The organism is Faecalibacterium sp. AF28-13AC (assembly GCF_003478405.1).
GTDB classification, from domain to species: domain Bacteria; phylum Bacillota; class Clostridia; order Oscillospirales; family Ruminococcaceae; genus Faecalibacterium; species Faecalibacterium prausnitzii_E.
In genome coordinates this window covers 76130-99813 of the sequence record NZ_QUFG01000009.1, presented here as the reverse complement: position 1 = coordinate 99813, position 23684 = coordinate 76130, and the positions used below count along the sequence as shown (strand labels likewise).

Here is a 23684-nt window from a genome sequence, read left to right as displayed (position 1 = left end):
TTTTGCGGCCTTTGTCAACGGCTTTTTGCATGATTTTTGTATACATTGTACTGTTTTTATTTGTTGCACATTTGCAATCTGTGCAAGAAATCAAGAAAGTACAGATTTCAGCATAAGAAAGTGCATCTTTTTGAGAAAGGCCTGCAAAAAATACAGCCCCGCCCGGAATAATTCCATTCCGGTTGGGGCTGTTTTGCGGTATTCTAGTATCAACAAAAGCGAGCAGCTCCCCGGCACGGGGGAGGCCGCTGCACGAAATAAGCGAACTGCCCTGAAGGAGGACAAACTTATGAAAAAGATCTCTCGTCGTTCGTTCCTTACCGCTGCCGCCGCTTGCGGCGCAGCTGCTGCCCTGACCGCCTGCGGCGGCTCTTCCAGCTCTGCCGCTGCTTCCTCCACTGCCGGTTCCACCGCTGCATCCGCAGCCGCAGGCCCTGTTACCCTGCAGTGGTCGGTGTGGGATAAGGAGTCCACCCCCTACTGGCAGGCCATGGCCGACGGCTACATGGCAAGCCACAAGGACGTGACCATCGAGATGGTGGATCTGGGCTCCAGCGATTACATGACCGTTCTGGCTACCCAGCTGGCCGGCAGCGCCGATCTGGATATCGTGACCATCAAGGATATCCCCGGCTACGCAAACCTGATCAATCTGGACTACCTCAAGCCTCTGAATGAGGTGCTGACCCGCGACACCGGCGATTTCAACGGCACCATCGAGCAGCTGACCACCGATGACGGCAACTTCTACGCCGTGCCCTTCCGCAGCGACTTCTGGGTGCTGTACTACAATAAGGATCTGTTCGACGCTGCCGGTGTGGAGTATCCCTCCAACGACCTGACGCTGGAGGATTACGATGCTCTGGCCCGCAAGATGACCAGCGGTTCCGGCGATACCAAGGTCTATGGCTGCCACTATCACACCTGGCGCTCCGCCGCTTCTCTGTTCTCCATTCTGGATGGCAAGAACACCATCATCGACGGCACCTACGACTTCATGAAGCCCACCTACGATATGGTCATTGCCCAGCAGAAGGACGGCATCTGCATGGACTACGGCTACCTCAAGACCTCTTCTCTGCACTACTCCGCCGCCTTTGAGAACCAGCAGTGCGCAATGGTCAACATGGGCAGCTGGTTTATCTCCACGCTGGAAGCCTACATGAAGGATGCCGAGACCAAGTTCAACTGGGGTATCGTCAAGTATCCGCACCCCGCCGGTGCAGAGGCTGGTTCTACGCTGGGCACTGTGACCAGTCTGGCCATCAACGTCGATTCTCCCAAGGCAGAGGCTGCTGCCGACTTCATCAACTGGTGTGTCTCCGAGGAGGGCGCACAGGCCATTGCCAAGACCGGCACCTTCCCGGCCTGTGGCTCCGATGCTACCGCCGAGATCATCAAGTCCACCGAGGGCTTCCCCGAGGACAGCAATTCTGTGGATGCACTGACCACCAGCAACGTCTATCTGGAGATGCCCTACACCCAGTACGCATCGGATATCGAGACCATCCTGAACGCCGAGCACGATGCCATTATGACCATGAGCGAGACCGTGGACGAGGGCATCCAGAACATGAACGATCAGGTTCCCGCAGTTCTGGGCTGATCGTCTCCCGCTGCTTTCTCATCATCTCCTTCTTCATCATAAAACACCGGAGGGCGGGCGATTGCCCGCCCTCCCGCCTTGTCAACGGAAAGGAGGCTCTTTTATGGCGAGTGCTACTGTCCAGAATAAAACTCCCCGTAAAGTGCTTAAAAAATCGACCCGCGATTCTCTGATCGCGTATTCCTTCATTGCGCCAAACTTCATTGGCTTCTGCGTGTTCACGCTGGTGCCCATGGTGTTTGCCATTGCGCTGGCCTTCTGCGCATGGGATGGCCGCCACGCCATCGAATTTATCGGCCTGAAGAACTTTGTAAAACTCTTCACCACCGACAAGATCTTTCAGGCGGCGCTGAAAAACACCATCGTCTATGTCATTGGCACTGTGCCGCTGACGCTGGCCTGCTCGCTGGCCATGGCTGTGCTGCTGAACCAGAATGTGAAGTTGCGCAACTTCTTCCGCACCGTGGCATTCTTCCCTTACGTTGCCTCGCTGGTGGCGGTGGCAGCGGTGTGGAACATGATCTTCAACCCCTCCATGGGCCCCATCAACATGATCCTGAACCAGTTCTTCGGCGTGGCGGTGGAAAACCTGCCCCGCTGGGCTGCCGGTAAGGACACCGCCATGCTGACGGTCATCCTGTTCAGTGTGTGGAAGAACATGGGCTACTATATGGTCATTTATCTGGCCGGCTTGCAGGGCTGTAACCCGGACCTGAACGAAGCCGCCGAGCTGGACGGTGCCAACCGTTGGCAGCAGTTCTGGCACATCACCCTGCCCCAGCTGCGTCCCACCACCTTCTTTGTGGTCATCATGCTCACCATCTCCGGCTTCAAGGTCTACGACCAGATGTACATGATCACGCAGGGCGGCCCCGGCACAGCCACCATGACGCTGGTGTACTATATTTACAATGTTGCCTTCGTCAACACCCCGAAATACGGCTATGCAAGTGCCATTGCCATGGTGCTGTTTGTACTGGTGCTGATCGTTACGATCATCCAGTTCCGCGGCTCCAAGGGCGAGAACTGAGAAAGGAGGAAGAAACTATGACGACCGCTGTTATCAAAGACCACGCTTCCCAGAAGCGCCGCAATTTCATCTCCAAGTTCCTGATCTATTTCTTCCTCATCGTCATCACAGCCTGCATGCTGCTGCCCTTTTTGTGGATGCTGTCCTCCTCTTTTAAGCTGAATAAGGACGTGTTCGGCTTCCCCATCCAGTGGATCCCCAAAAATCCCCGCTGGCAGAACTATGTGGACATCTGGACCCAGATCCCGCTGCTGACCTTCGTGAAGAACACGGTCAAGATCACGGTGGTGGTCACCCTGTTGCAGCTGTTCACCTCCTCCTTTGCGGCCTACGCCTTTGCCAAGATGCAGTTCAAGGGCAAGAATGTGCTGTTCCTGGGGTACATCGCCACCATTGCAGTGCCCTGGCAGGCCTACATGGTGCCCCAGTTTATGATGATGAGCTCCTGGCATCTGAACAACACCCATCTGGCCATCATGTGCCTGCAGGCCTTCAGTGCCTTCGGCGTGTTCCTGATGAAGCAGTTCTACGAGGGTGTGCCCACTGAACTGTGTGAGGCCGCCCGCATCGACGGCCTGAGCGAATACGGCATCTGGTGGCACATTATGCTGCCTCTGAGCCTGCCTGCCCTGTCCACCCTGACCATCTTCACCTTCGTGAACACCTGGAACGACTTCCTTGGCCCCCTGATCTACCTGACCAAGACCGAGCTCAAGACCATCCAGATCGGCCTGCGGATGTTCATTACCCAGTATTCCGCAGAATACGGCCTGATCATGGCGGCCTCTGTGGTGGCACTGATCCCTGTGCTGATCGTATTCCTTTCTCTGCAGAAATATTTTGTGCAGGGTGTTGCATCCACCGGTATCAAGGGCTAAAATAACACCCGTAAGCGGGGTGCGGGCAGTCCCCGCGCCCCGCATTTTTTGGATAGAGGGAAAACGTTATGTTATATCCGGAACAGAATGAAGCACGCCTGAAACTGAGCATGGACGGCACATGGGAGTTTGCGCTGGGCAGTTGCGAGGAAAACCAGTTCGACCCCGCAAAGCCCCTGCCGGACGCGCAGCCCATCGCCGTTCCTGCCAGCTACAACGACCAGAACGACCAGACCACGGCCCTGCGCCGCCACTACGGCTGGGCATGGTATCAGCGCAAGTTCACCCTGCCCGCCTTCTGCGCCGGGCAGCGGGTGGTGCTGCGGTTTGGCTCGGTGACCCACACGGCAAAGGTCTGGCTGAACGGTCAGCTCATTGCGCAGCACAAGGGCGGCTTTACCCCCTTTGAAGCCGATGTCACCGCACTGCTGCACCCCGGCGAAACGGCTCTGCTCACCGTGGCCTGCGACAACCGGGTGAACCACAGCACTCTGCCTGTGGGCAACGAGGAAGGCCAGCTGGCCTTCTTTGGCTCGGACAACGCGGGCATCCCCAGCGTAGAAGCTGCAAAGCGCATTGCCGCACCCCAGAACCGCCCCAACTTTGATTTCTTCAACTATGCGGGCATCCACCGCCCGGTGGTGCTCTACACCACCCCTAAAGAGTATATCGAGGATGTGACTGTAGTGCCGCACACGGATGGCAGGGTGGATTACCGCATCCAGACCGTGGGCACCGCACCGGTGGCTGTCACTGTGCTGGAGGCTGACGGCAAGGCTGTTGCAAGCGCCGAGGGCGCAGCGGGCACCTTGACCATCCCGGAGGTGCAGCTCTGGGAGCCGAAGCCCGGCGTGCCCTATCTTTATACCCTGCACATCACCTGCGGGGCGGATGTCTATGACCAGACCTTTGGTGTGCGCAGCGTCGAGGTGCGGGGTACACAGGTGCTTTTGAACGGCAAGCCGCTCTATTTCAAGGGCTTTTGCAAGCACGAGGATTTTACCGCCCATAGCCGTGGCTTTGACCCGGTGCTGAACGTAAAAGATGTAAACCTCATCCACTGGGCCAATGCCAATGCCGTGCGCACCAGCCACTACCCCTACGCTGAGGAGTTTTACGATCTGTGCGACCGGGAGGGCATTCTGGTCATGGACGAAACCCCGGCGGTGGGCATCGGCGGCGGGGCAGTGCTGAACCCCTACAAGGAATACCCCATCGCCGAGCATCACCGGCAGGTGCTGACCGAGATGATCCGGCGGGACAAAAACCACCCCTGCGTGGTGCTGTGGAGTCTGGGCAACGAGCCGGATCTGGAGCATTTCCCGCAGGATGCTTACGACTACTGGCACCCCCTCTATGAGCTGGCCCATCAGCTGGACCCGCAGAACCGCCCCGTCACCCTGGTCTGCTGCCAGAACGACTACACCAGGGACATCACTACCCGCACTATGGATATCGTCTGCATCAACCGTTATTACGGCTGGTACAACCTGTCCGGCGATCTGGATGCCGCCTGCTATGGCCTGAATCAGGAGCTGGATTTCTGGGCAGACCAGCACAAGCCTGTGATGATGAGCGAATACGGCGCAGACACCCTTGCCGGTCTGCACACTGCCGGAGCCGAGATGTTCAGCGAGGAGTTTCAGGTGGAGTTTTACCGCCGTCTGGATGCGGAGTTTGACAAGCGCCCCTGGTTCGTGGGAGAATTTGTCTGGAACTTTGCGGACTATGACACTGTGCAGGGCCCCATGCGGGTGGACGGAAACAAAAAGGGTCTGTTTACCCGTGACCGCCGCCCCAAGCTGGGCGCGCATTTCCTGAGAGAACGCTGGAAGGACATTCCAACGTTTTACTTCAAATAAACCTCTCAGTCTGCTTCGCAGACAGCTCCCCTAATAGGAGAGCCCTTGGCAAAGAGGAAAAAGAATCTTCTTGAGATAAGGAGCTGCTTATGAAGACCTATCCGAATCACCCAATGACCGACGCCGAGGCAAGGCAGGCACTGGCCGATGCCTGCAAGCAGGTGGAGACCAATCTGCCGCTGTACACCTGGCAGTGCCAGAATCATTCCAGTGTAAACGGCATCTACCCCGGCTGTGCCAACAACCAGTGGACCTGCGGCTTCTGGCCGGGGGAGATCTGGCTGGCCTACGAGGCCACCGGGGACGAAAAATTCAAGGCAGCTGCCCTGATTCAGGTGGACAGCTTTGCCGACCGCATTGCCCGCAAGGTGGAGGTGGACCACCACGACATGGGCTTTCTGTACAGCCCCACCTGCGTGGCAGCGTGGAAACTGGTGGGCAGCGAAACCGGCAAAAACGCCGCCATCGCCGCCGCCGACCAGCTGTTGACCCGCTACCAGCCCAGCGGAAAATTTTTGCAGGCATGGGGCACCATGGATGACCCCGGCAACTACCGCTATATCATTGACTGCATGCTGAACGTGCCGCTGCTGTACTGGGCAGCGCAGGTGACCGGCAGCGACCACTACCGCGAGATCGCCGCTGCCCACACCGCCACCACGCTGGCAAACTCCTTCCGGCCGGACGGCAGCACCTACCACACCTTCTTTATGAACCCGGACGGCACCCCCAAGGGCGGACGCACCTGTCAGGGCTATAAGGACGACAGCTTCTGGGCACGGGGACAGGCGTGGGGCGTGTACGGAAGTGCCATCGGCTATACCTACACCCACGATGAAAAGTTCCTCGATGTGTTCCGCAAGGCGCTGGACTTTTATCTTTCCCACCTGCCGGAGGATCTGGTGCCTTGCTGGGATATGCTCTTTGCACCGGAAAGCGGCGAGCCGCGGGATTCCTCCTCCGCTGCCATCGTGGCCTGCGGCCTGCTGGAAGCGGCAAAGTATGTGGACGAAACAGAAGCTGCCCAGTGGCGCATGCTGGCACGGCAGATGCTGGCTAGTCTGACCGCAAACTACGCAGTCAAGCCCGGCACGCTGGGTTCCGGCCAGCTGCTGCACGGCACTTACAGCAAAAAGAGCCCCTACAACACCTGCACCCCGGAGGGCGTGGATGAATGCACGAGCTGGGGCGATTATTTCTATATGGAGGCGCTGACCCGCCTGACCAAAGACTGGGAGATGTACTGGTAATGAACTTACAGACCAAAGCGGATTTTACCGCACTAATGCACAGATTTCTCGACCCGCTCAAGCCTTATTATTCCGCAGGCTGTGCCCGGCTGCATCTGGGCGATACGGGCGTGACCTACAACCAAAATGCCATTGAGCTGGAAGCCTTCAGCCGCCCGCTGTGGGCGCTGGTGCCATTCTGGGTGGGCGGTGGCTCCGACCCGGAATTTGAAAAAATCTACCGCAAGGGTCTTGCCGCCGGTACTGACCCGGAAAACCCCGAATACTGGGGTACCACCGGGGAGTACGATCAGTGCTATGTGGAGATGGCGGCTATTGCCTGCGGCATTCTTACCGAACCGGAAAAGCTGTGGACATCGCTCTCTGACACCGAAAAACAGAACCTTGCCGCATGGCTTGGGCAGATCAACGCCCACACCATCCCGGACTGCAACTGGCAGTTTTTCCGCATCCTGACAAACCTTGCCCTGAAAAGCGTGGGTATGGCTTACAGCCCGGAGCTGCTGGAGGACGGCCTTTGCAAAATCGACAGCTATTACAGCGGCGATGGCTGGTCCACCGATGGCGCCTCCGTGCAAAAGGATTACTACATCCCGTGGGCCATCCAGTATTACGGACTGCTGTACTCTAAATTTGCCGCCGGCACCGACCCCCGGCGTGCTGTCCTTTACCGCCAGCGCGCCCAGCTGTTCGCACAGCAGTTTGTCTATTGGTTCGATGCCAACGGCGCAGCGCTGCCCTTTGGACGCAGCCTGACCTACCGCTTTGCTCAGAACAGCTTCTGGGCGGCCTGTATCTGGGCGGGGCTGGAACCGCTGCCCCTGCCGGTGATGAAGGGGCTCATCGTCCGCAACTTCAACTGGTGGCTGGGGCAGAAAATGTTCGACCGGGACGGCATCCTCACCATCGGCTACTGCTACCCGCAGATGTACATGGCCGAGCGGTACAACGCCCCAGGCAGCCCCTATTGGGGCATGAAGAGCTTCTTGCTGCTTGCTTTGCCGGACGACCATCCCTTCTGGTCTGCCGAGGCTGCGCCCATACCCGCATTGGAGCGGCTCAAGCCCATGCCCTATGCCAACATGCTGGTGCAGCGCCGGGCGGGCCGGGTAACGGCCTACGCCGCCGGTGTCAACGAGGGCCACGGCCACGGACAGTTCCCGGAAAAGTACGCAAAATTTGCCTACGATACCCGCTTCGGCTTCTGCGCCTCCCGCAGCCGGGAGGTGCTCCATCAGGCCGCACCGGACAGTATGCTGGCCTTTGTCATCGACGATAACGTGTTCGTGCGCAAGGTGAGCAAAACGTGGGAAATTGAAGCCGGGACGGTGACCGCGCAGTGGTCGCCCTTCCCCGGCATTGAGGTCACCACCACCATCACCCCCACGGCCACCGGCCACCGCCGCCATCACGAAATTGACAGCAGCTTCGATTGCGAAGCCTATGACTGCGGCTTTGCCGTGCCCAATTTTGCACCGGGATACGCCGAAGGTGTGGAAAACAACACCGCCGAAGCCCGCTGCGACGCACTGCGCTGCACTGTGACGGGCAGAGGCGAAGCGGTAGTCATCGGCTGCGACCCCAACACCAGCCTGTATTTTACCAATGTCCACCTGCCTGCGGTGAAATATCATATTGCCAAAGGACGCACTGTTCTGGATACTGAGATCCTTGACGAAGCAGACTGATGCCGTTTCTCTCCAGAAAAACAGTCGTTTTTGTGCGGCTGTTTTTCTTATATCCTGTGCTATAATGAAAGCAGAGAATGCTGCGAGGTGACATGTATGCCTTTGAACGATCCCATTACCCCGGCACTGCTGGCCGACCCGGAAATCTTTCAGCAGAACCGCCTGCCCTTCCATGCCCATTTTGCAGACCAGACCAGTCCGGAAATGCCCCTGACTGTCAGCTTGGATGGCGAGTGGGCTTTCCGCTACGCGGAAAACCTGACCGCGCCCTTTACGGACTGGGATACCCTGACCGTGCCGGGCTTTATCCAGATGCAGAGCCTGCAAAAGCCCGGTCAGCCCTACGGCGCGCCCCATTACGTCAACACCCAGTACCCGTGGGATGGTCACGAAAAGCTGCACCCCGGCGAGATTCCGCAGGATTATAACCCCATCGGGGAGTATCAGCGCAGTTTCACCCTGCCGGAAAGCTGGGCGAGCTGCTACCTGCGCCTGAATGGTGCCGACAGCGCCGCCGCCGTCTGGTGCAACGGCGTTTATATCGGCTACACCGAGGATACCTTTACCCCCGCCGAATTTGATATGACCGCCGCCGTCCATCCTGGCGAGAACACCCTGACCGTGCAGGTGTACCGCTTTTCCTCCGGCAGCTGGCTGGAGGATCAGGATTTCTGGCGTATGAGTGGTCTGTTCCGCTCGGTGGAGCTGTTCACAAAGCCTGAGCTGCATCTGGAAGATGCCTTTGTGAAGCAGGAGTTTGCCCTGGATTTTTCCAGTGCCACCGTCACCTTTGACTGCAAGGTCAGCGGTGCGGGAACGGTGTCGGTGGTGTTCAATGGGCAGCAGCAGTCTGCTGAGGTGGGTGTGCCTGCGGAATACGACAGCGGCGTGGTGTTCGGCAAGGGCGAGTCTGACCCAGACGTGGAGGAGGACGTGCAGGATGTTTCCTTTACCTTTGCGGTGACTGATCCCGCCCTGTGGAGCGCTGAGCAGCCGAACCTGTACGAGGCGGAAATTGCCCTGCTGAATGAGGGTACTCTCGTGGAGCGTACCGGCATGAAAGTCGGTCTGCGGAAGTTTGAACGGAAGGACCGCCAGATGCTTTTGAACGGCCAGCGCATCGTGTTCAAAGGTGTCAACCGCCACGAGTGGAGCTGCCGCACCGGCCGCACCGTCAGCCGGGAAGAGATGCTGTGGGACGTGAAAAACCTGAAAGCCCACAACGTCAACGCTGTGCGCACCAGCCACTACCCGGACGACCCGTATTTCTTACAGCTCTGCGATGAATATGGCCTGTATGTCATTGGGGAAACGAACCTTGAAACGCATGGCACATGGCAGAAGCTGGGCGCGGATGGCTCGGACGAGTGGACACTGCCCGGTGCGCGCCCGGAGTGGCGGGAGAATGTGCTGGCCCGTGCCGAAGCCATGCTGGAGCGGGACAAAAACCACCCTGCAATCCTCGTCTGGTCTTGCGGCAACGAGAGCTACGGTGGCAAGACCCTGTGGGAGATGAGCGAGTACTTCCGCCGCACCGACCCCAGCCGCCTTGTGCACTATGAGGGCATTTTCTGGGACCGGGAGTACCCCGCCACCTCCGACATGGAAAGCCAGATGTACACCCCGGTGGCAGACATTAAAAAGTTTCTGGCGGAGCACCCGGAAAAGCCCTTTATCATGTGCGAGTACAGCCACGCCATGGGCAACAGCTGCGGCGGCATCACCGATTACACCGAGTATGCTTACGAAGAGCCGATGTATCAGGGCGGGTTTATCTGGGAGTACATGGACCACGGCATCGCCGTCACCGACCCGGACGGCAGACCCGGCTTTGCCTACGGCGGCGACTTTGGCGACCGCCCCACCGACCGGGAATTCTGCGTGGACGGTCTTGTGCTGCCCGACCGCCGCAACACCCCAAAGATGGACGCAGTCAAGGCGGCATATGCGCCCCTGAAGATCACCCTCACCGATACCGAAGCGGTGGTGGAAAACCGGAATCTCTTTACCGACCTGAGCGCCTACGACCTTGTGTTTGCATCCTCGGTCAACGGCAAGCCAGAGCGCCGCGCGGTGCTCCGGGCGGACTGTGCACCCGGTAAAACCGTGCACATTGCGTTCCCGTTCGCTCTGCCGGAAGCAGGGTTTGCCTGCATGACCGTTGCCGCTATCCAGCGGGCTGCAAAGCCCGGCATCCCAGCGGGCTATGAAGCTGCCTTTGGGCAGGTATGGCACAACCACGCCGCCGCCCGGCTGACCCTGCCCGCTCCGCAGCTGGTGGAGATGGACTGCAACATCGGCGTAAAGGGCGAGGGTTTCGAGTACATCTTTGGCCGCGGCAAAGGGCTTGTGTCCATCCGCTATAACGGCGTGCAGCTGCTGGACGATACCGTGCGCCCCAACTTCTGGCGTGCGCCCACAAACAACGACGAGGGCTGCGCAGAGCCGTTTGAATTTGCCTTCTGGAAAACTGCGGGCCTTTATGCCCGGTGCGATGCCCTGACCGCCGAAACAAAGGGCGAGTTCATCACCGTCCGCGCAAACTACACCCTGCCGGGCGGGCAGACGCTGCCCATTGAGTTTGCCATCGACGGCGCAGGCCGCTGCGACATTACGATGACATGGCAGGGCGAAAAGATGGAGCTGCCGGAGTTCGGGCTGCTCTTCCCGCTGCGCCGGGAGCTGACAGAAGTCTCCTACTTGGGTCTTGGCCCCCGGGAAACCACCGCCGACCGCACCGCAGGCGGCAAGATGGGCGCATGGAGCTACAACGTCCGGCAGGACTTTGCCCAGAACACCCCGGTCTACCCGCAGGAGTGCGGCAGCCGCACCGGTGTGTACAGCGCAACGCTCACCGGCAGCGGATTGAATATAGGCATCGGCTTTGCAGGGGACGGCATGGCCTTCTCTGCCTTGCCCTACACGCCCCATGAACTGGAAAACGCCCGCCATCTCTACGAACTGCCTCGCGATGACAATAAGACCATCGTGCGCTGTGCTGCCTTCCAGCGCGGCGTGGGCGGCGACAACAGCTGGGGCGCAAAGCCCCATGCAGACACCTGCTTTGCGGTGGAGAAGGGAACCTCGTTCCGTTTTACGATTCAAAAATAAAAATTTACTTGGCTAAAGTGGTGGGTATCATCGTGATACCCACCACTTTGGTCTTATTGCGAAACCGTAACAAGACAAAAATCAGCGTAATATTCAAATAGTATATTTGCGATATGCAATCCAACGATGTTGCAAACGATTAAAAAGTTGGATTGCGATGGCTGCTTCGTTTCCGCAAGCTGGATATGACCCAGCAGGAGCAGCGGCAGGCACTGGTGGATACCTTCATCAATGCCATCTATCTCTACGATGATAAGGTCCTCATTACCTTTAATTATAAGGAAGGTGCGGAAACGGTCGCTTTCGGGGAAGCTGTAAAAGCAGAGAAAAGTTCGGATATGTGTGCGCGAGGTGCACCGAATTTTGAACGTCAAATCGTAAGATTTTACGTTCTTTCTTTATGTAGGAAAGTGGCTGCACACTTTCTGCACATCGTTTGCACATTTCCTGAATATCGGGTCTTTCTACGCAAGACCGTTCTGTCGCTTAAAAGCCCCACTGGGGCTTTCATTGCTCCGCTGCGCTTCGCAAACGCGAACTTTTGAAAACACGCCACTTTCGGCGGTTTGCAAGAAAAAGCGAGGGAAACTTTGGCAAAAAGAGAGAGGGCTGGACAGTGCCAGCCCTCTTGTGGGTCACAATTGCGCTATCACCGCGCCAATATCCCCATGGATGCAGACAGACTGCCGCTCGATCTCCGGCGGGCAAATGGCCTGCCCCTGATTGATGCAGACGTAGAATGCGTTTGGATTTTTAGCGGTCATCCGCCAGAACGGATACTTGATGATGACCGGGGTGTTGTAGCCAACCCCCAATTCCAGAAAGAGGATGCGCTGTCCCTCGTGGCGGCGCAGAAATTCGCTGTACCGGTCGGCAGCAGTGTGCCAACCCACGTCCTCCACAAAGGTATCGTCTGCACGAAGGTTCATGCTCATGGGTCTGCCGCAGTGCGGGCAGTGGGGAACAAGCTCGGACGGGATATAAGTTTTCAGGATGGTATTCTCCGGTACGGTCAGCTGACCATCCGGTGCAACGATATACCCCTGCGCTTCCACCATCTGCCGGATAAGCTTATCGTTGTCATACGTTTCCTGACAGCAGGGCTCGGAGCACTGGAACAGACCGTAATCCCCCTGCGTGTAGAACAGACGCTTTTTGTCAAAGCCTGCTTTCTGAAAACAGTGGTCAACATTGGTGGTCAGCACAAAGTAGTCCTTGTCTTTCACAAGAGAAAACAGGTCTTGATACACCGGCTTGGGCGCGTCCTGATAACGGTTGATGTAAATATAGCGGCTCCAGTAAGCCCAGTGCTCTTCCGGCGAAGAATATGGATAAAAGCCGCCGGAGTACATATCCCGGATGCCGTACTTTGCCGCAAAATCGGAAAAATATTCCCGGAACCGTTCCCCGTCATAGGCAAAACCTGCCGAGGTAGAAAGCCCTGCACCTGCACCAATGACCACTGCATCGGCATGGCGCAGAACCTGCCGCAGCGTATCAATCGGTCCGGAGCAGTCGTTCGTAGATTTTTTTGTCCATATCTTTGAAAACATTGAAGATCACCTTTTTGATGCTTGTGGGTGTTTGCAGGAACTCTTTCACAGTCTGCACCGCAATCTCTGCTGCAAGCTGGTTTGGAAAGTGAAACTCTCCGGTGGAAATGCAGCAGAACGCCACACTTTCCAGCCCCTTTTCTGCCGCCAGCTCCAGACAGGAACGGTAGCACGAGGACAGCAGTTCCTTGTCTGCTTTTGTCACGCGCCCGTTGATGATCGGGCCGACGGTGTGCAGCACATAGCGGCAGGGCAGATCAAATGCAGCCGTGATCTTTGCCTGTCCGGTGGGTTCCGGGTGTCCCTGCCTGTCTATGATCTCCGCACAGGCAAGACGCAGCTGCACCCCGGCATAGGTGTGGATGGCGTTGTCGATACAGCTGTGGTTCGGGCAGTAGCAGCCGGTCATGTCGCTGTTGGCAGCGTTGACGATGGCATCACATTTCAGGGTGGTAATGTCCCCCTGCCAGAGGTACAGCCCCGGCTGCAGGGGCATCAGGTCAGCCGCATCGGTGATGCCTTTTGCGGCGGTTTCCTCTTGCAGGTACGCATCCTGTATTTGCAGAAAGTCTGTGCCGATACGCCGTGGTTCACGGATATTCAGCAAGCCCCGCAGAAGCTGCCACTGGGTGTCTGCGTCTGCCGGTATCCGCAGTCCCCGATACTCCGGGTGTTCTTTCAAAAGCACCCGAATGAGGCTCATTCGCCGCTCACTCTGGTTCATGGTGTTCCCCTGCCTTTCAAAACCTTTCTACAAAAACGCAGCAGTCTACCCGTTCAGAAGACTGCTGCGCTGTTTTTTCAGATCAGAACTCGTAGGGAGGGTTGCCGGAGAAGTCTGCAATGATGCCGTGGACATCCTCCAGATAGAACACCTCAAAGATGGGGTTGGCAGCCTCGCCGTACTGGCTCTTCACGATGGGGTTTGCGATGCACATCTCCTTGGCGGTCATGTTGTTTTCAAACACAGCCTTGCCATGCAGACGGAGCCATGCGTACTCCGGGCTGGAAACGGAGATCTCGATGTTGGGGTTTGCCTGCAGGTCCTTGTAAACATCCTTCTGGTTGTTGGTGCAGAACCACAGCTTGCCGTCCAGCTCACCGGCAAACATGAAGGGGCGGCACTTGGCCTTGCCGTCACGGCCTACGGTGGCCAGATACTGCACCGGGTTTGTGTTCAGAAATTCTACGACTTTATTCATGGGATGTACCTCCATACATTGTTTTTTTCTGACAGCTTTATTGTAGTGCGCTTTGTGCGGCTTGTGAAGTACGCACAATATTGTGGTGTAGTTACCGGAAAGATACTATTGCGATGCTGCTTGCTTTTTTTGCTGTTGAAAGCTATAATGATGCCATAAAGCGGTTTGTAGTATCCGTGCATCTGGCACGATGACCACTTGAAATTCCCTTGGAGGTAATTATGGAAAAGGAAATCCTCAAAGAACTCCCGGCCTGCCCGGTGGAGACCACCCTGACCCTCATCAGCGATAAATGGAAGGTGCTGATCCTCCGGGATCTGATGCTGGGCACAAAGCGTTTTGGAGAACTGAAAAAGTCCATCGGCCATGTGACCCAGAAGGTTTTGACCGCTCAGCTGCGGCAGATGGAGGAAAGCGGATTGCTGACCCGGAAGGTCTATGCTGAAGTGCCGCCCCGGGTGGAATATACTCTGACCGAATTGGGATATAGTTTGAAACCGGTTCTGGATGCCATGCGGGCATGGGGCGAAGGATATAAAAACAGGCTGGAAGGGAAGGAGGAATAAGCGTATTTGCTTGCGCAATCTTCCCACCCAGCACAAGCTGGGCATACTCCAGCGGCCTATTGTAAGATCATCTTCCCGAAGGGGGAGTCCCAGAAGGCAAGCTGCGCGTTCACGCGAACGCGCACAGGAAACAAAAAGCGACAGGAGCCGCAGAAAACAGCTCCTGTCGTTTTTTGTTTGCAGTCAGTTTTTACGGTTCGATCACATTGAACGTCTTCTCGAACTTGGAGGCATACGCCAGCAGGCGCTTCAGAACGGTGGCATCGCCGCTGATCTGTACCTGCCCGGCCTGCTGACCTGTCATCAAGGCAAAGAGCTGCAGACGCTTGCAGGTGACGGAAGCCTGCACATCCGGATGGTTCTCGCCGGGGTAAGACAGCAGGATGCCATTCTTACGGGTTACATAGAACTGTTCATTCACATCTGTCACCGTCAGATTCAGAGTCAGATCATCGTTCTGGGCGGCATTGGCATCGGTCATAATAGCGATGTAATCCAGCAGCATGGCGATGGTCATCTCGCCCATTGTCGCGGTCAGTCCATTGGCTGAGCGCGCCAGTTTGGACAGGTTGCCCTTGCGCAGCTCGGCGGCACCCATCAGATAGGCATTGCGCCACGCGCCGGACTCTGCCTGATAGCCAAGCTGTTCCAGTGCATCTGCACACAGATTGCGTGCTTTCTGATTGGACGGGTCGGCGTAGACCAGTTCTTTGGTGATCTGCGCTACCCATTGATACTCGCCCTTTTCGTAGTCTTTTTTCGCTTTGCAGAGCACCAGCTCTGTGCTGCCCAGATATTCTACCAGCTTCCTGGCGGTATCGCTGGGCGGGAGCGGGTTCAGGTTGACCGGGTTGGCATCGTACCAGCCCAGATATTTCTGGTAAACGGCCTTGGAATTGTGTGCCAGTGTGCCGTAATACGGCCGGGTGTACCAGACCTTTTCCAGTTTTTTGGGCAGGGTCAGCATCGCCGAGATCTCATTCGAGGTATACCCCTGGTTCATGTAATGCAGGGTCTGGTCGTGGATGAACTTATAGATGGCGGCTGTGTTCAGCAGATACTCATGGATCTCCTCGCCCCAATGCGGCCAGTTGTGGCTCTGGAACACCACGTCGGTCTTATCGCAGAAGCGCTGGTCGGCCTCGATGATATACTTTGCCCACTCGTTGGCATCGCGCACCTCTGCGCCGCGCAGGGTGTAGAGGTTGTGCAGGGTGCCGGTGCAGTTTTCCGCCATCCAGAGGGCGCGGTATTTCGGGAAATAGGCGTTCATTTCGACGGGGGCTTCGGTGCCGGGGGTCAGCTGGAACTCGATCTCCAGCCCGTCGATGGTCAGTTTCGGAACATCTTCCCCGATCTCGTAGGTAGGAGCGATGAGGGACACCGTACCGGTGGACTGTCCCATGCCGATGCCCACGCTCAGCGCACCCTTTTCGCCCTTGTCAAGCACCGTGCCGTATTGGAACTGTGCGCGCCGCGCCATGGCGATGCCCGCGTAGACATTCTCGCGGATGGCGTGCTTCAGAAAGCCCGCCGGTGCAAGCACAGGGACCTTGCCGGAAGCCAGCTGGTCTTGGAGCGAAAGGCTCGCATCTGCTGCCTGTGCGCGGTCGATGATACCCTCCACGCCGCCGAAGTGATCCACATGAGAGTGGCTGTACAGTACGGCCTTGATCTCCAGCGGGCCGAAGCGGTTTTCCATCAGTTCCTTGGCGGCTTTCATGTTTTCCCTGCACATCAGCACGTCAAACACGATCCAGCCATGGTCGGTGCGGATAAAGGTCGTATTGGCCATATCGAAGCCGCGCACCTGATAGATGCCGTCGCACACTTCAAACAGACCGGCCTTGGCGTTCAGCTGCGTGTTCCGCCACAGGCTCGGATTGACGGTGTCCGGCGCGTCCCGGTTCAGATCGCCGTAGCTCTGCAGATCCCATGCAGATCTGTTATCATCACCATCAATGATCCTGCCTTCCGCGTTGTCCAGCCAGCCGCGCTCTGCGTTGGCAAACTCCCGCCGGTCGGAAAAATCCAGCGCTTCATACCATGCGGCGTTCTTTTCTGCCGTGATAGCCGTTGCCTCTTCGATCTCGCCCGGTTGGGTGGAGTCCTTGAAAATGTCTGTGATAAAGTTCAGACCGTTTTCATCGGTGCTGCCTGCTGCATGCGCAGTCAGGGATGCGCCGCAGGCCAAAGCTGCAGCTGCCGAAGCGGAAATAAAGTTTCTGCGGGTCATCTTCATCGTAGTTTGCCTCCCTTACATCTGGGTTGATTTTACACAAACCGTGGGCGGCTGCCAGCCGCGCAGGGCATTCCAGTCGGGCTTATAGATGCGCAGGAAGAGATGAAATTCAGTCTCTCCGATGGGAAGCCAGTTCTCCGTGTTTTCCGGCATCACATGGGAAAGTGTGACATCAACAGAACCGTCTGCATTTCGATTCAAGACAGACCGGTCATTGATGCAGTATCCACATTCGGCGTGACGACTGTGCGAAATGCGGCGTCTGCCAGCTTTTCCGAATGGATGAACTGGTTGATCGGCGCACGGGTATCGTTCGGTGTTTCTGCGTTGGTTGAAACCTTTCGGGTCGCATCCAACAGAACCAGTGGAAAGGCGTACAGATACGCCTGTTCCAGAAGTTCCTGCGCCGCCATCGTCTGCTGTGCTGCGGCGGCTTTCTCTACAGGCAAAAGTGTAGCTGCGCAGACCACCGCAGCCGCAGTGGAAACGTTCAGAAATTTCCGGCGGGTCATTTTCATAACATGAAACCTCCTGTTATGCTTTTTGTTTTAGGCATATGCGCCTTATGGGAATAACCATTCGGTGTTCTGTGTTCATCATACGAAAAGAATGCCGGGAAGTCAACACTTTCTATGCACGATACGCCAAAAACGTGAGTTTCAACAAAAAGCACCTCAGATTATTGTCGAAAGCTCCATTGAATTGTGCTTTTTTTGAATCCTCCTTGTCCGATGCACAGCAGTATGTTATACTAAAGTCATCAACTGACAAAGGAGCACTGCAATGAGCGACCTGAATCGATGGATGCAAAAACACAATCTCTGCCCGGAAAACATTTTATATCTTTACCGCAGCGACCGGAAAACGGTCCTTCACCGCATGGACGGCGGGGAAGCCGCGCTGTATGCGCCGATGCACGGCGTCCTGTCTGTTCTGCCGGAAGATCAGTTCCTGAACATCAGCAAGGGGATCGCAGTGAACCGCAGCCAGATCGTAAACATCGGCAACGATGGCGTTTATACCATGTCGGACGGCCGCACGTTTCAGGGACGCAAGCGCGGCCTGAGCAGCCACCGCCGCCTGCGCATGGAGATCGGGCTGTCCGACACGAAGCCTCGCCCCATGAGCATGAGCCTGCTGGAAAAATGCAGCCTGCTGGATGATATGCCGCTGGCGTTCTGCGTCATCGAGCTGGTCTTCAATGAGGACGGACACGGCGTGGATTTCATCTTCCGCTATTGCAATGCGGAAATGGCCAATATCGAAGGTGTGCCGGTGGAGGAAATGCTGGACCGCTCGTTTTACAAGGTGTTCCCCAATGGGGACAAAAAGTGGCTGGTGTCCTATGCAGATGTGGCGCTGAACGGTACGAAGCATACCCTCCACGATTACAGCCCGGAGGTGGACAAATACCTGACCATCCACTGTTATCAGCCCGAACCGGGGTATTGTGCCTGTGTGCTGCAGGCAAACGAGCCCTGAAGCGGGCCGGGCGGAACACTGCGGTGTTTCCATAAAGCAGGAAGTTTGATAAAAAGGATGCCGAAACATTGACAATTGGACTTCAGATTTTTATAATAGAACAAGCAAAAGGCGGCATGGCCCATACAACGGGTCACGCCGCCTTTTGCTTTTGTTTTGGGTAGCTTGAGCGAGCGACAACCACCAGCTCCGCTGGTGGAGTAGAAAATGCTTTAGCTATAAGATTCGAGCGAAGCCGAGATGACAAGGAAATTGTCATCTTAAAAGATGCACTTTGCAGCATAGCTCAGCCGGGTCGGCCTGCTGCGTTATCACTGCCACAGCGGGTATCTGTCCGCTGTCGTGCAGGAAAATGAGATGGCCAATGTGCTCACCCCGGCGGGCGGCATCTTCCGCCGTCTGCACGGTGGGTGCCTGTAAAAGAGAGCCGACACGAAAAAAGACCAGCGGCGGGCTCGCAGAACGCGGTCCCGCCGCTGGTTTGCATGGAAAAAGGCTGTTGCCCGCCGAACCGATGACCGGCCTGCAAAAAGGATAGTGAGTGCAGCCGGATGGAGAGAGGATTTGATGTATGCTCTCCGCGAGGAGGACGACATTCTAGAAAATCAAACTGGTCGATGGCCACGATATTTCTATCCACGCCCTCCGCGAGGAGGGCGACCAAGCTGGACGACCGTATTTCCGCACTGGAACGCATTTCTATCCACGCCCTCCGCGAGGAGGGCGACGTTCAGCCGCCAGAAGCCGGGGGTGCCGCCGTAGTCATTTCTATCCACGCCCTCCGTGAGGAGGGCGACCTCCATTGACACATCGGGCAGAGACGCACCCGGCAATTTCTATCCACGCCCTCCGTGAGAAGGGCGACGGCGGGGGAGGACAACGACAAGAAGCTGGGAGACTATTTCTATCCACGCCCTCCGCGAGGAGGGCGACAGCATAGGCTACGCCACGTTTTCCGGGCGGTCAAATTTCTATCCACGCCCTCCGTGAGGAGGGCGACTGGGATGCTCTGCGGTCACGTCATGGCAATGCGGATTTCTATCCACGCCCTCCGTGAGGAGGGCGACGCTTTACCGGCAAGGCGGCGCTGGAGTGGAAGCTATTTCTATCCACGCCCTCCGCGAGGAGGGCGACGCTTTACCGGCAAGGCGGCGCTGGAGTGGAAGCTATTTCTATCCACGCCCTCCGCGAGGAGGGCGACCGGTGCGCAACTCGCCGCAGTTGCCGTCTGCCCATATTTCTATCCACGCCCTCCGCGAGGAGGGCGACGAGGCTGCGGCAAGCATCCAAAAGGACGGTGTTCTATTTCTATCCACGCCCTCCGCGAGGAGGGCGACGGACTTGATGAAGTCGCTCTGCTTGCGGTTGATCTATTTCTATCCACGCCCTCCGTGAGGAGGGCGACTGGTCTGGCTACGGAAAACACAAGGTATGGGTGATATTTCTATCCACGCCCTCCGCGAGGAGGGCGACGGCTTTACGCAGGAGCTTGTGTGCGAGGAGCTGAATTTCTATCCACGCCCTCCGTGAGGAGGGCGACGGCATCACAGGTACGACCTCCCAAACTCTTGGATATTTCTATCCACGCCCTCCGCGAGGAGGGCGACTGCTTGATAGTCAGGCAGCGTGGTCCAGCGCAGGATTTCTATCCACGCCCTCCGCGAGGAGGGCGACCTGTCACTCTGGGATGCAGCCACATCCGTGTAATGATTTCTATCCACGCCCTCCGCGAGGAGGGCGACATGTGTCTGTTGAATTTGATGTTAAATGTACTAATATTTCTATCCACGCCCTCCGCGAGGAGGGCGACTGTCCAGTCCGCGTTGGTGATCTGCGTGATATAGAAATTTCTATCCACGCCCTCCGCGAGGAGGGCGACTACAGACTTCCTGCGATTCCTCACAGGCAACTAATTTCTATCCACGCCCTCCGCGAGGAGGGCGACCACGTCAGCCCATCGTAATGCGCTTTCATGGGTATTTCTATCCACGCCCTCCGCGAGGAGGGCGACGACAAGCACGCTCTGGTCGTCAAGTTGCTCAAGATATTTCTATCCACGCCCTCCGCGAGGAGGGCGACTATACCGTTCAGATTGTTCATGTCGGTGCAGTAATTTCTATCCACGCCCTCCGCGAGGAGGGCGACGGCAGCTTCTCGCAGTTTATCCTCGACCTCGATACATTTCTATCCACGCCCTCCGCGAGGAGGGCGACCAACGGTTCTTCGCGCTGTCGTCCCGCATGATGGTATTTCTATCCACGCCCTCCGCGAGGAGGGCGACTGGGTTGGTGGCCGACATCGGCGACGTCCTCGGTCATTTCTATCCACGCCCTCCGCGAGGAGGGCGACCTCTTCAGCCTGTCGGCCTGCGGACGCCGGACGTCATTTCTATCCACGCCCTCCGCGAGGAGGGCGACCGGGTGGGATGCCGAACCCCCGCGCCGTGAAAGAAATTTCTATCCACGCCCTCCGCGAGGAGGGCGACCATCGGTCGTTATTCCGATCGGCTCAAAAGATTGATTTCTATCCACGCCCTCCGCGAGGAGGGCGACCAACGTCGTCGCTTCCCTCGTGGCGTGGTGGGAATTTCTATCCACGCCCTCCGCGAGGAGGGCGACAAGCATACAAAACGGACGGCTGGGTCGGTCTGGCATTTCTATCCACGCCCTCCGCGAGGAGGGCGACTTGGCCAGCACACCGAGGGCGGCGGCAGATTCCTATTTCTATCCACGCCCTCCGCGAGGAGGGCGACGTTGCCCGCTGCGGCGATTCGGTCGGTAATCGACGATTTCTATCCACGCCCTCCGCGAGGAGGGCGACTTCTTCGGAATGCTCAAGAACCACTGAAAGGAGGTATTTCTATCCACGCCCTCCGCGAGGAGGGCGACGGTCCAATCCGCGTTGGTAATCTGAGTGATATAGAAATTTCTATCCACGCCCTCCGCGAGGAGGGCGACCTTCCGGACGGAAATGTGACGGACTATCTGCTTTCCATTTCTATCCACGCCCTCCGCGAGGAGGGCGACGCTCGCTCGGAGTTTCGACTCTGTATTACGCTGAGATTTCTATCCACGCCCTCCGCGAGGAGGGCGACCGTACCGCTCATGGTATTTCAAACGCCGCATACAGATTTCTATCCACGCCCTCCGCGAGGAGGGCGACAGGAGCCGATGAAGGCATCCGTCAGGCACAGGCTATTTCTATCCACGCCCTCCGCGAGGAGGGCGACAGGAGCCGATGAAGGCATCCGTCAGGCACAGGCTATTTCTATCCACGCCCTCCGCGAGGAGGGCGACGTGACGGATTCGGCCAGATCGCCGATGATACTGTCATTTCTATCCACGCCCTCCGCGAGGAGGGCGACAGGCTGAGCAGAATGGCTGCATCGTCCTCACCATATTTCTATCCACGCCCTCCGCGAGGAGGGCGACCGACCACATGGACGACGAGACCGAGGCATCGAAAATTTCTATCCACGCCCTCCGCGAGGAGGGCGACCTCGTTCGCTTATGCCGGAAAGCTCCTGTTCCCAATTTCTATCCACGACCTCCGCGAGGAGGGCGACAGTCTAATACCGCCGAGGACATTGCCGAGATGGAATTTCTATCCACGCCCTCCGCGAGGAGGGCGACAGAAGGTCTATGACCTCACCGGGTATTCCGTTGAATTTCTATCCACGCCCTCCGCGAGGAGGGCGACCGCACCGAAGACTTCCAGTCTGGTTGGTGCTTTGTCATTTCTATCCACGCCCTCCGCGAGGAGGGCGACTTCGATTGCTTTCATCAAGTTGGATATGGCCTGCTATTTCTATCCACGCCCTCCGCGAGGAGGGCGACCAGCCCCGCAGCTATGACGAGATCCTGAACGACCTATTTCTATCCACGCCCTCCGCGAGGAGGGCGACTTTTTCCCCAAACGTGCTGCAAGCTCATCGACTATTTCTATCCACGCCCTCCGCGAGGAGGGCGACATGTCCGGCTCTATGAAACCCGGAAGGAAAACGATTTCTATCCACGCCCTCCGCGAGGAGGGCGACCGACGACGTGAGTGTTGAAGACGCTGCACAGATATTTCTATCCACGCCCTCCGCGAGGAGGGCGACACCGCCGAATAGTTCTCGATGCCCTTGCACATGCCGACCATTTCTATCCACGCCCTCCGCGAGGAGGGCGACAGCACCGTGAGCGGGGCAAGAAGCGGTTCTTCGGGCTATTTCTATCCACGCCCTCCGCGAGGAGGGCGACGGAGCGATTCAACGCTCAGCGCTTCGGCATCTGCGATTTCTATCCACGCCCTCCGCGAGGAGGGCGACCGCAGTCGGTGTATCACGCTCTGCTATGTGGAGGATTTCTATCCACGCCCTCCGCGAGGAGGGCGACCCACAGCGGGAACAGCGGCTCTATCGCAACTGGCTATTTCTATCCACGCCCTCCGCGAGGAGGGCGACTCGAAGATGATATTTTGCGGGACGTCGCCCGAAATTTCTATCCACGCCCTCCGCGAGGAGGGCGACCGCCGACAAGCTGGGCGTAGACACCGAAGATCTTGACATTTCTATCCACGCCCTCCGCGAGGAGGGCGACTATATGAGCATATGTATGATAACGATAAATACGACATTTCTATCCACGCCCTCCGCGAGGAGGGCGACGCGTGACCCATCAGCTTTTGAGCTACCTTGTCAGATTTCTATCCACGCCCTCCGCGAGGAGGGCGACATTTTTCATCATCATGGTTGTAATATAAAGCCATATTTCTATCCACGCCCTCCGCGAGGAGGGCGACCGCCCACGTTGGGGTTCGCTACCTGATAAGCGGATTTCTATCCACGCCCTCCGCGAGGAGGGCGACGACGCGGAGGACGTTGTGCACGAACCCACAGTCGGCATTTCTATCCACGCCCTCCGCGAGGAGGGCGACCCATCAAATTTGATTCCACAAATTTTACAGGTTCATTTCTATCCACGCCCTCCGCGAGGAGGGCGACGTTTTCCACGGAAAGACCGGGAACTCGCGGACGAGTTATTTCTATCCACGCCCTCCGCGAGGAGGGCGACTGCACCAATATGCAACATGGGCGAAATTCAACGATATTTCTATCCACGCCCTCCGCGAGGAGGGCGACCTTCCATGCCCTCGCCCGCCTTGATCTTGCCGGGAGTATTTCTATCCACGCCCTCCGCGAGGAGGGCGACCAGGACAGCCCGCCCGAAG

Annotated in this window: 16 protein-coding genes and 1 CRISPR repeat array (1 of these 17 cut by a window edge); of the genes, 10 read left to right on the top strand and 6 right to left on the bottom strand. The window is 57.3% G+C overall.

All coding sequences use genetic code 11. The annotated features are described in order from the left end of the window. Positions 1-289: 289 nt before the first annotated feature. The 8 genes from DWY95_RS13180 to DWY95_RS16910 all read left to right on the top strand — a co-directional run bounded on the left by DWY95_RS13180 (position 290) and on the right by DWY95_RS16910 (position 11970). The gene (locus DWY95_RS13180; protein WP_118553845.1) at positions 290-1606 is read left to right on the top strand and encodes a sugar ABC transporter substrate-binding protein; all 1317 of its coding nucleotides are present in this window, start codon (positions 290-292) and stop codon (positions 1604-1606) included. 103 nt (positions 1607-1709) lie between these two features. After that, entirely contained in the window at positions 1710-2636 is a 927-nt protein-coding gene (locus tag DWY95_RS13175; RefSeq protein ID WP_118553844.1) for a sugar ABC transporter permease, read from the top strand. Between the two features lie 17 nt (positions 2637-2653). After that, on the top strand, positions 2654-3514 hold the full coding sequence (locus DWY95_RS13170; protein WP_118553843.1) for a carbohydrate ABC transporter permease: 861 nt from the start codon (positions 2654-2656) through the stop codon (positions 3512-3514). Between the two features lie 68 nt (positions 3515-3582). After that, positions 3583-5376, top strand: coding sequence for a beta-glucuronidase (uidA, locus tag DWY95_RS13165; protein ID WP_118553842.1), 1794 nt, complete (start codon positions 3583-3585; stop codon positions 5374-5376). A gap of 89 nt (positions 5377-5465) precedes the next feature. Next, complete coding sequence (locus DWY95_RS13160; protein WP_118553841.1) at positions 5466-6626, top strand: glycoside hydrolase family 88 protein; 1161 nt, start codon at positions 5466-5468, stop codon at positions 6624-6626. After that, positions 6626-8314, top strand: a complete 1689-nt coding sequence (locus tag DWY95_RS13155; protein WP_118553840.1) for a DUF2264 domain-containing protein — start codon at positions 6626-6628, stop codon at positions 8312-8314. The genes DWY95_RS13160 and DWY95_RS13155 overlap by 1 nt, the downstream gene beginning before the upstream one ends. 96 nt (positions 8315-8410) lie before the next feature. Further along, entirely contained in the window at positions 8411-11425 is a 3015-nt protein-coding gene (locus DWY95_RS13150) for a glycoside hydrolase family 2 TIM barrel-domain containing protein (protein WP_118553839.1), read from the top strand. A 185-nt stretch (positions 11426-11610) separates the two neighbouring features. Next, a complete protein-coding gene (locus DWY95_RS16910) occupies positions 11611-11970 on the top strand; it encodes a hypothetical protein (protein WP_187116987.1) in 360 nt (119 codons plus the stop codon). A gap of 90 nt (positions 11971-12060) precedes the next feature. On the opposite strand, the gene DWY95_RS13140 is transcribed toward DWY95_RS16910, so the two are convergent. The 3 genes from DWY95_RS13140 to DWY95_RS13130 form a co-directional block, all read right to left on the bottom strand. Then, a complete protein-coding gene (locus DWY95_RS13140; protein WP_118553838.1) occupies positions 12061-12978 on the bottom strand; it encodes a Sir2 silent information regulator family NAD-dependent deacetylase in 918 nt (305 codons plus the stop codon). Next, positions 12923-13702: a protein-ADP-ribose hydrolase gene (locus DWY95_RS13135; protein ID WP_118553837.1), complete on the bottom strand. Its 780-nt coding sequence runs from the start codon at positions 13700-13702 to the stop codon at positions 12923-12925. Before DWY95_RS13135 ends, DWY95_RS13140 begins: the two co-directional genes overlap by 56 nt. Positions 13703-13784: 82 nt before the next feature. Continuing rightward, positions 13785-14180: a pyridoxamine 5'-phosphate oxidase family protein gene (locus DWY95_RS13130; RefSeq protein ID WP_118553836.1), complete on the bottom strand. Its 396-nt coding sequence runs from the start codon at positions 14178-14180 to the stop codon at positions 13785-13787. Positions 14181-14401: 221 nt separating this feature from the next. On the opposite strand from DWY95_RS13130, the gene DWY95_RS13125 reads away from it, so the two are divergent. After that, entirely contained in the window at positions 14402-14746 is a 345-nt protein-coding gene (locus DWY95_RS13125) for a helix-turn-helix domain-containing protein (protein ID WP_118553835.1), read from the top strand. Between the two features lie 190 nt (positions 14747-14936). On the opposite strand, the gene DWY95_RS13120 is transcribed toward DWY95_RS13125, so the two are convergent. Genes DWY95_RS13120 through DWY95_RS17420 form a run of 3 tightly spaced genes read right to left on the bottom strand, consistent with a single transcriptional unit; the run spans position 14937 to position 17506 of the window. After that, positions 14937-16988 carry an alkyl sulfatase dimerization domain-containing protein gene (locus tag DWY95_RS13120; protein ID WP_243082771.1) on the bottom strand — a complete coding sequence of 684 codons (2052 nt, stop codon included), beginning with the start codon at positions 16986-16988 and terminating at the stop codon, positions 14937-14939. Between the two features lie 15 nt (positions 16989-17003). After that, on the bottom strand, positions 17004-17189 hold the full coding sequence (locus DWY95_RS17425; protein WP_243082768.1) for a DUF1214 domain-containing protein: 186 nt from the start codon (positions 17187-17189) through the stop codon (positions 17004-17006). Next, positions 17186-17506 carry a DUF1254 domain-containing protein gene (locus tag DWY95_RS17420; protein ID WP_243082766.1) on the bottom strand — a complete coding sequence of 107 codons (321 nt, stop codon included), beginning with the start codon at positions 17504-17506 and terminating at the stop codon, positions 17186-17188. Before DWY95_RS17420 ends, DWY95_RS17425 begins: the two co-directional genes overlap by 4 nt. A 265-nt stretch (positions 17507-17771) precedes the next feature. Between DWY95_RS17420 and DWY95_RS13110 the strand changes: the two genes are divergently transcribed. Then, entirely contained in the window at positions 17772-18470 is a 699-nt protein-coding gene (locus DWY95_RS13110) for a LytTR family transcriptional regulator DNA-binding domain-containing protein (RefSeq protein ID WP_118553833.1), read from the top strand. A gap of 561 nt (positions 18471-19031) precedes the next feature. After that, a CRISPR array of direct repeats spans positions 19032-23684; the repeat unit is 33 nt; unit sequence ATTTCTATCCACGCCCTCCGCGAGGAGGGCGAC; it runs 314 nt beyond the window's last position.

Excerpts from the sequence above, each read along its gene's own strand:
- DWY95_RS13180 (WP_118553845.1), top strand. The coding sequence starts at position 290 with ATGAAAAAGATCTCTCGTCGTTCGTTCCTTACCGCTGCCGCCGCTTGC.
- DWY95_RS13175 (WP_118553844.1), top strand. The coding sequence starts at position 1,710 with ATGGCGAGTGCTACTGTCCAGAATAAAACTCCCCGTAAAGTGCTTAAA.
- DWY95_RS13170 (WP_118553843.1), top strand. The coding sequence starts at position 2,654 with ATGACGACCGCTGTTATCAAAGACCACGCTTCCCAGAAGCGCCGCAAT.
- uidA (WP_118553842.1), top strand. The coding sequence starts at position 3,583 with ATGTTATATCCGGAACAGAATGAAGCACGCCTGAAACTGAGCATGGAC.
- DWY95_RS13160 (WP_118553841.1), top strand. The coding sequence starts at position 5,466 with ATGAAGACCTATCCGAATCACCCAATGACCGACGCCGAGGCAAGGCAG.
- DWY95_RS13155 (WP_118553840.1), top strand. The coding sequence starts at position 6,626 with ATGAACTTACAGACCAAAGCGGATTTTACCGCACTAATGCACAGATTT.
- DWY95_RS13150 (WP_118553839.1), top strand. The coding sequence starts at position 8,411 with ATGCCTTTGAACGATCCCATTACCCCGGCACTGCTGGCCGACCCGGAA.
- DWY95_RS16910 (WP_187116987.1), top strand. The coding sequence starts at position 11,611 with ATGACCCAGCAGGAGCAGCGGCAGGCACTGGTGGATACCTTCATCAAT.
- DWY95_RS13140 (WP_118553838.1), bottom strand. The coding sequence starts at position 12,978 with ATGTTTTCAAAGATATGGACAAAAAAATCTACGAACGACTGCTCCGGA.
- DWY95_RS13135 (WP_118553837.1), bottom strand. The coding sequence starts at position 13,702 with ATGAACCAGAGTGAGCGGCGAATGAGCCTCATTCGGGTGCTTTTGAAA.
- DWY95_RS13130 (WP_118553836.1), bottom strand. The coding sequence starts at position 14,180 with ATGAATAAAGTCGTAGAATTTCTGAACACAAACCCGGTGCAGTATCTG.
- DWY95_RS13125 (WP_118553835.1), top strand. The coding sequence starts at position 14,402 with ATGGAAAAGGAAATCCTCAAAGAACTCCCGGCCTGCCCGGTGGAGACC.
- DWY95_RS13120 (WP_243082771.1), bottom strand. The coding sequence starts at position 16,988 with ATGAAGATGACCCGCAGAAACTTTATTTCCGCTTCGGCAGCTGCAGCT.
- DWY95_RS17420 (WP_243082766.1), bottom strand. The coding sequence starts at position 17,506 with ATGAAAATGACCCGCCGGAAATTTCTGAACGTTTCCACTGCGGCTGCG.
- DWY95_RS13110 (WP_118553833.1), top strand. The coding sequence starts at position 17,772 with ATGAGCGACCTGAATCGATGGATGCAAAAACACAATCTCTGCCCGGAA.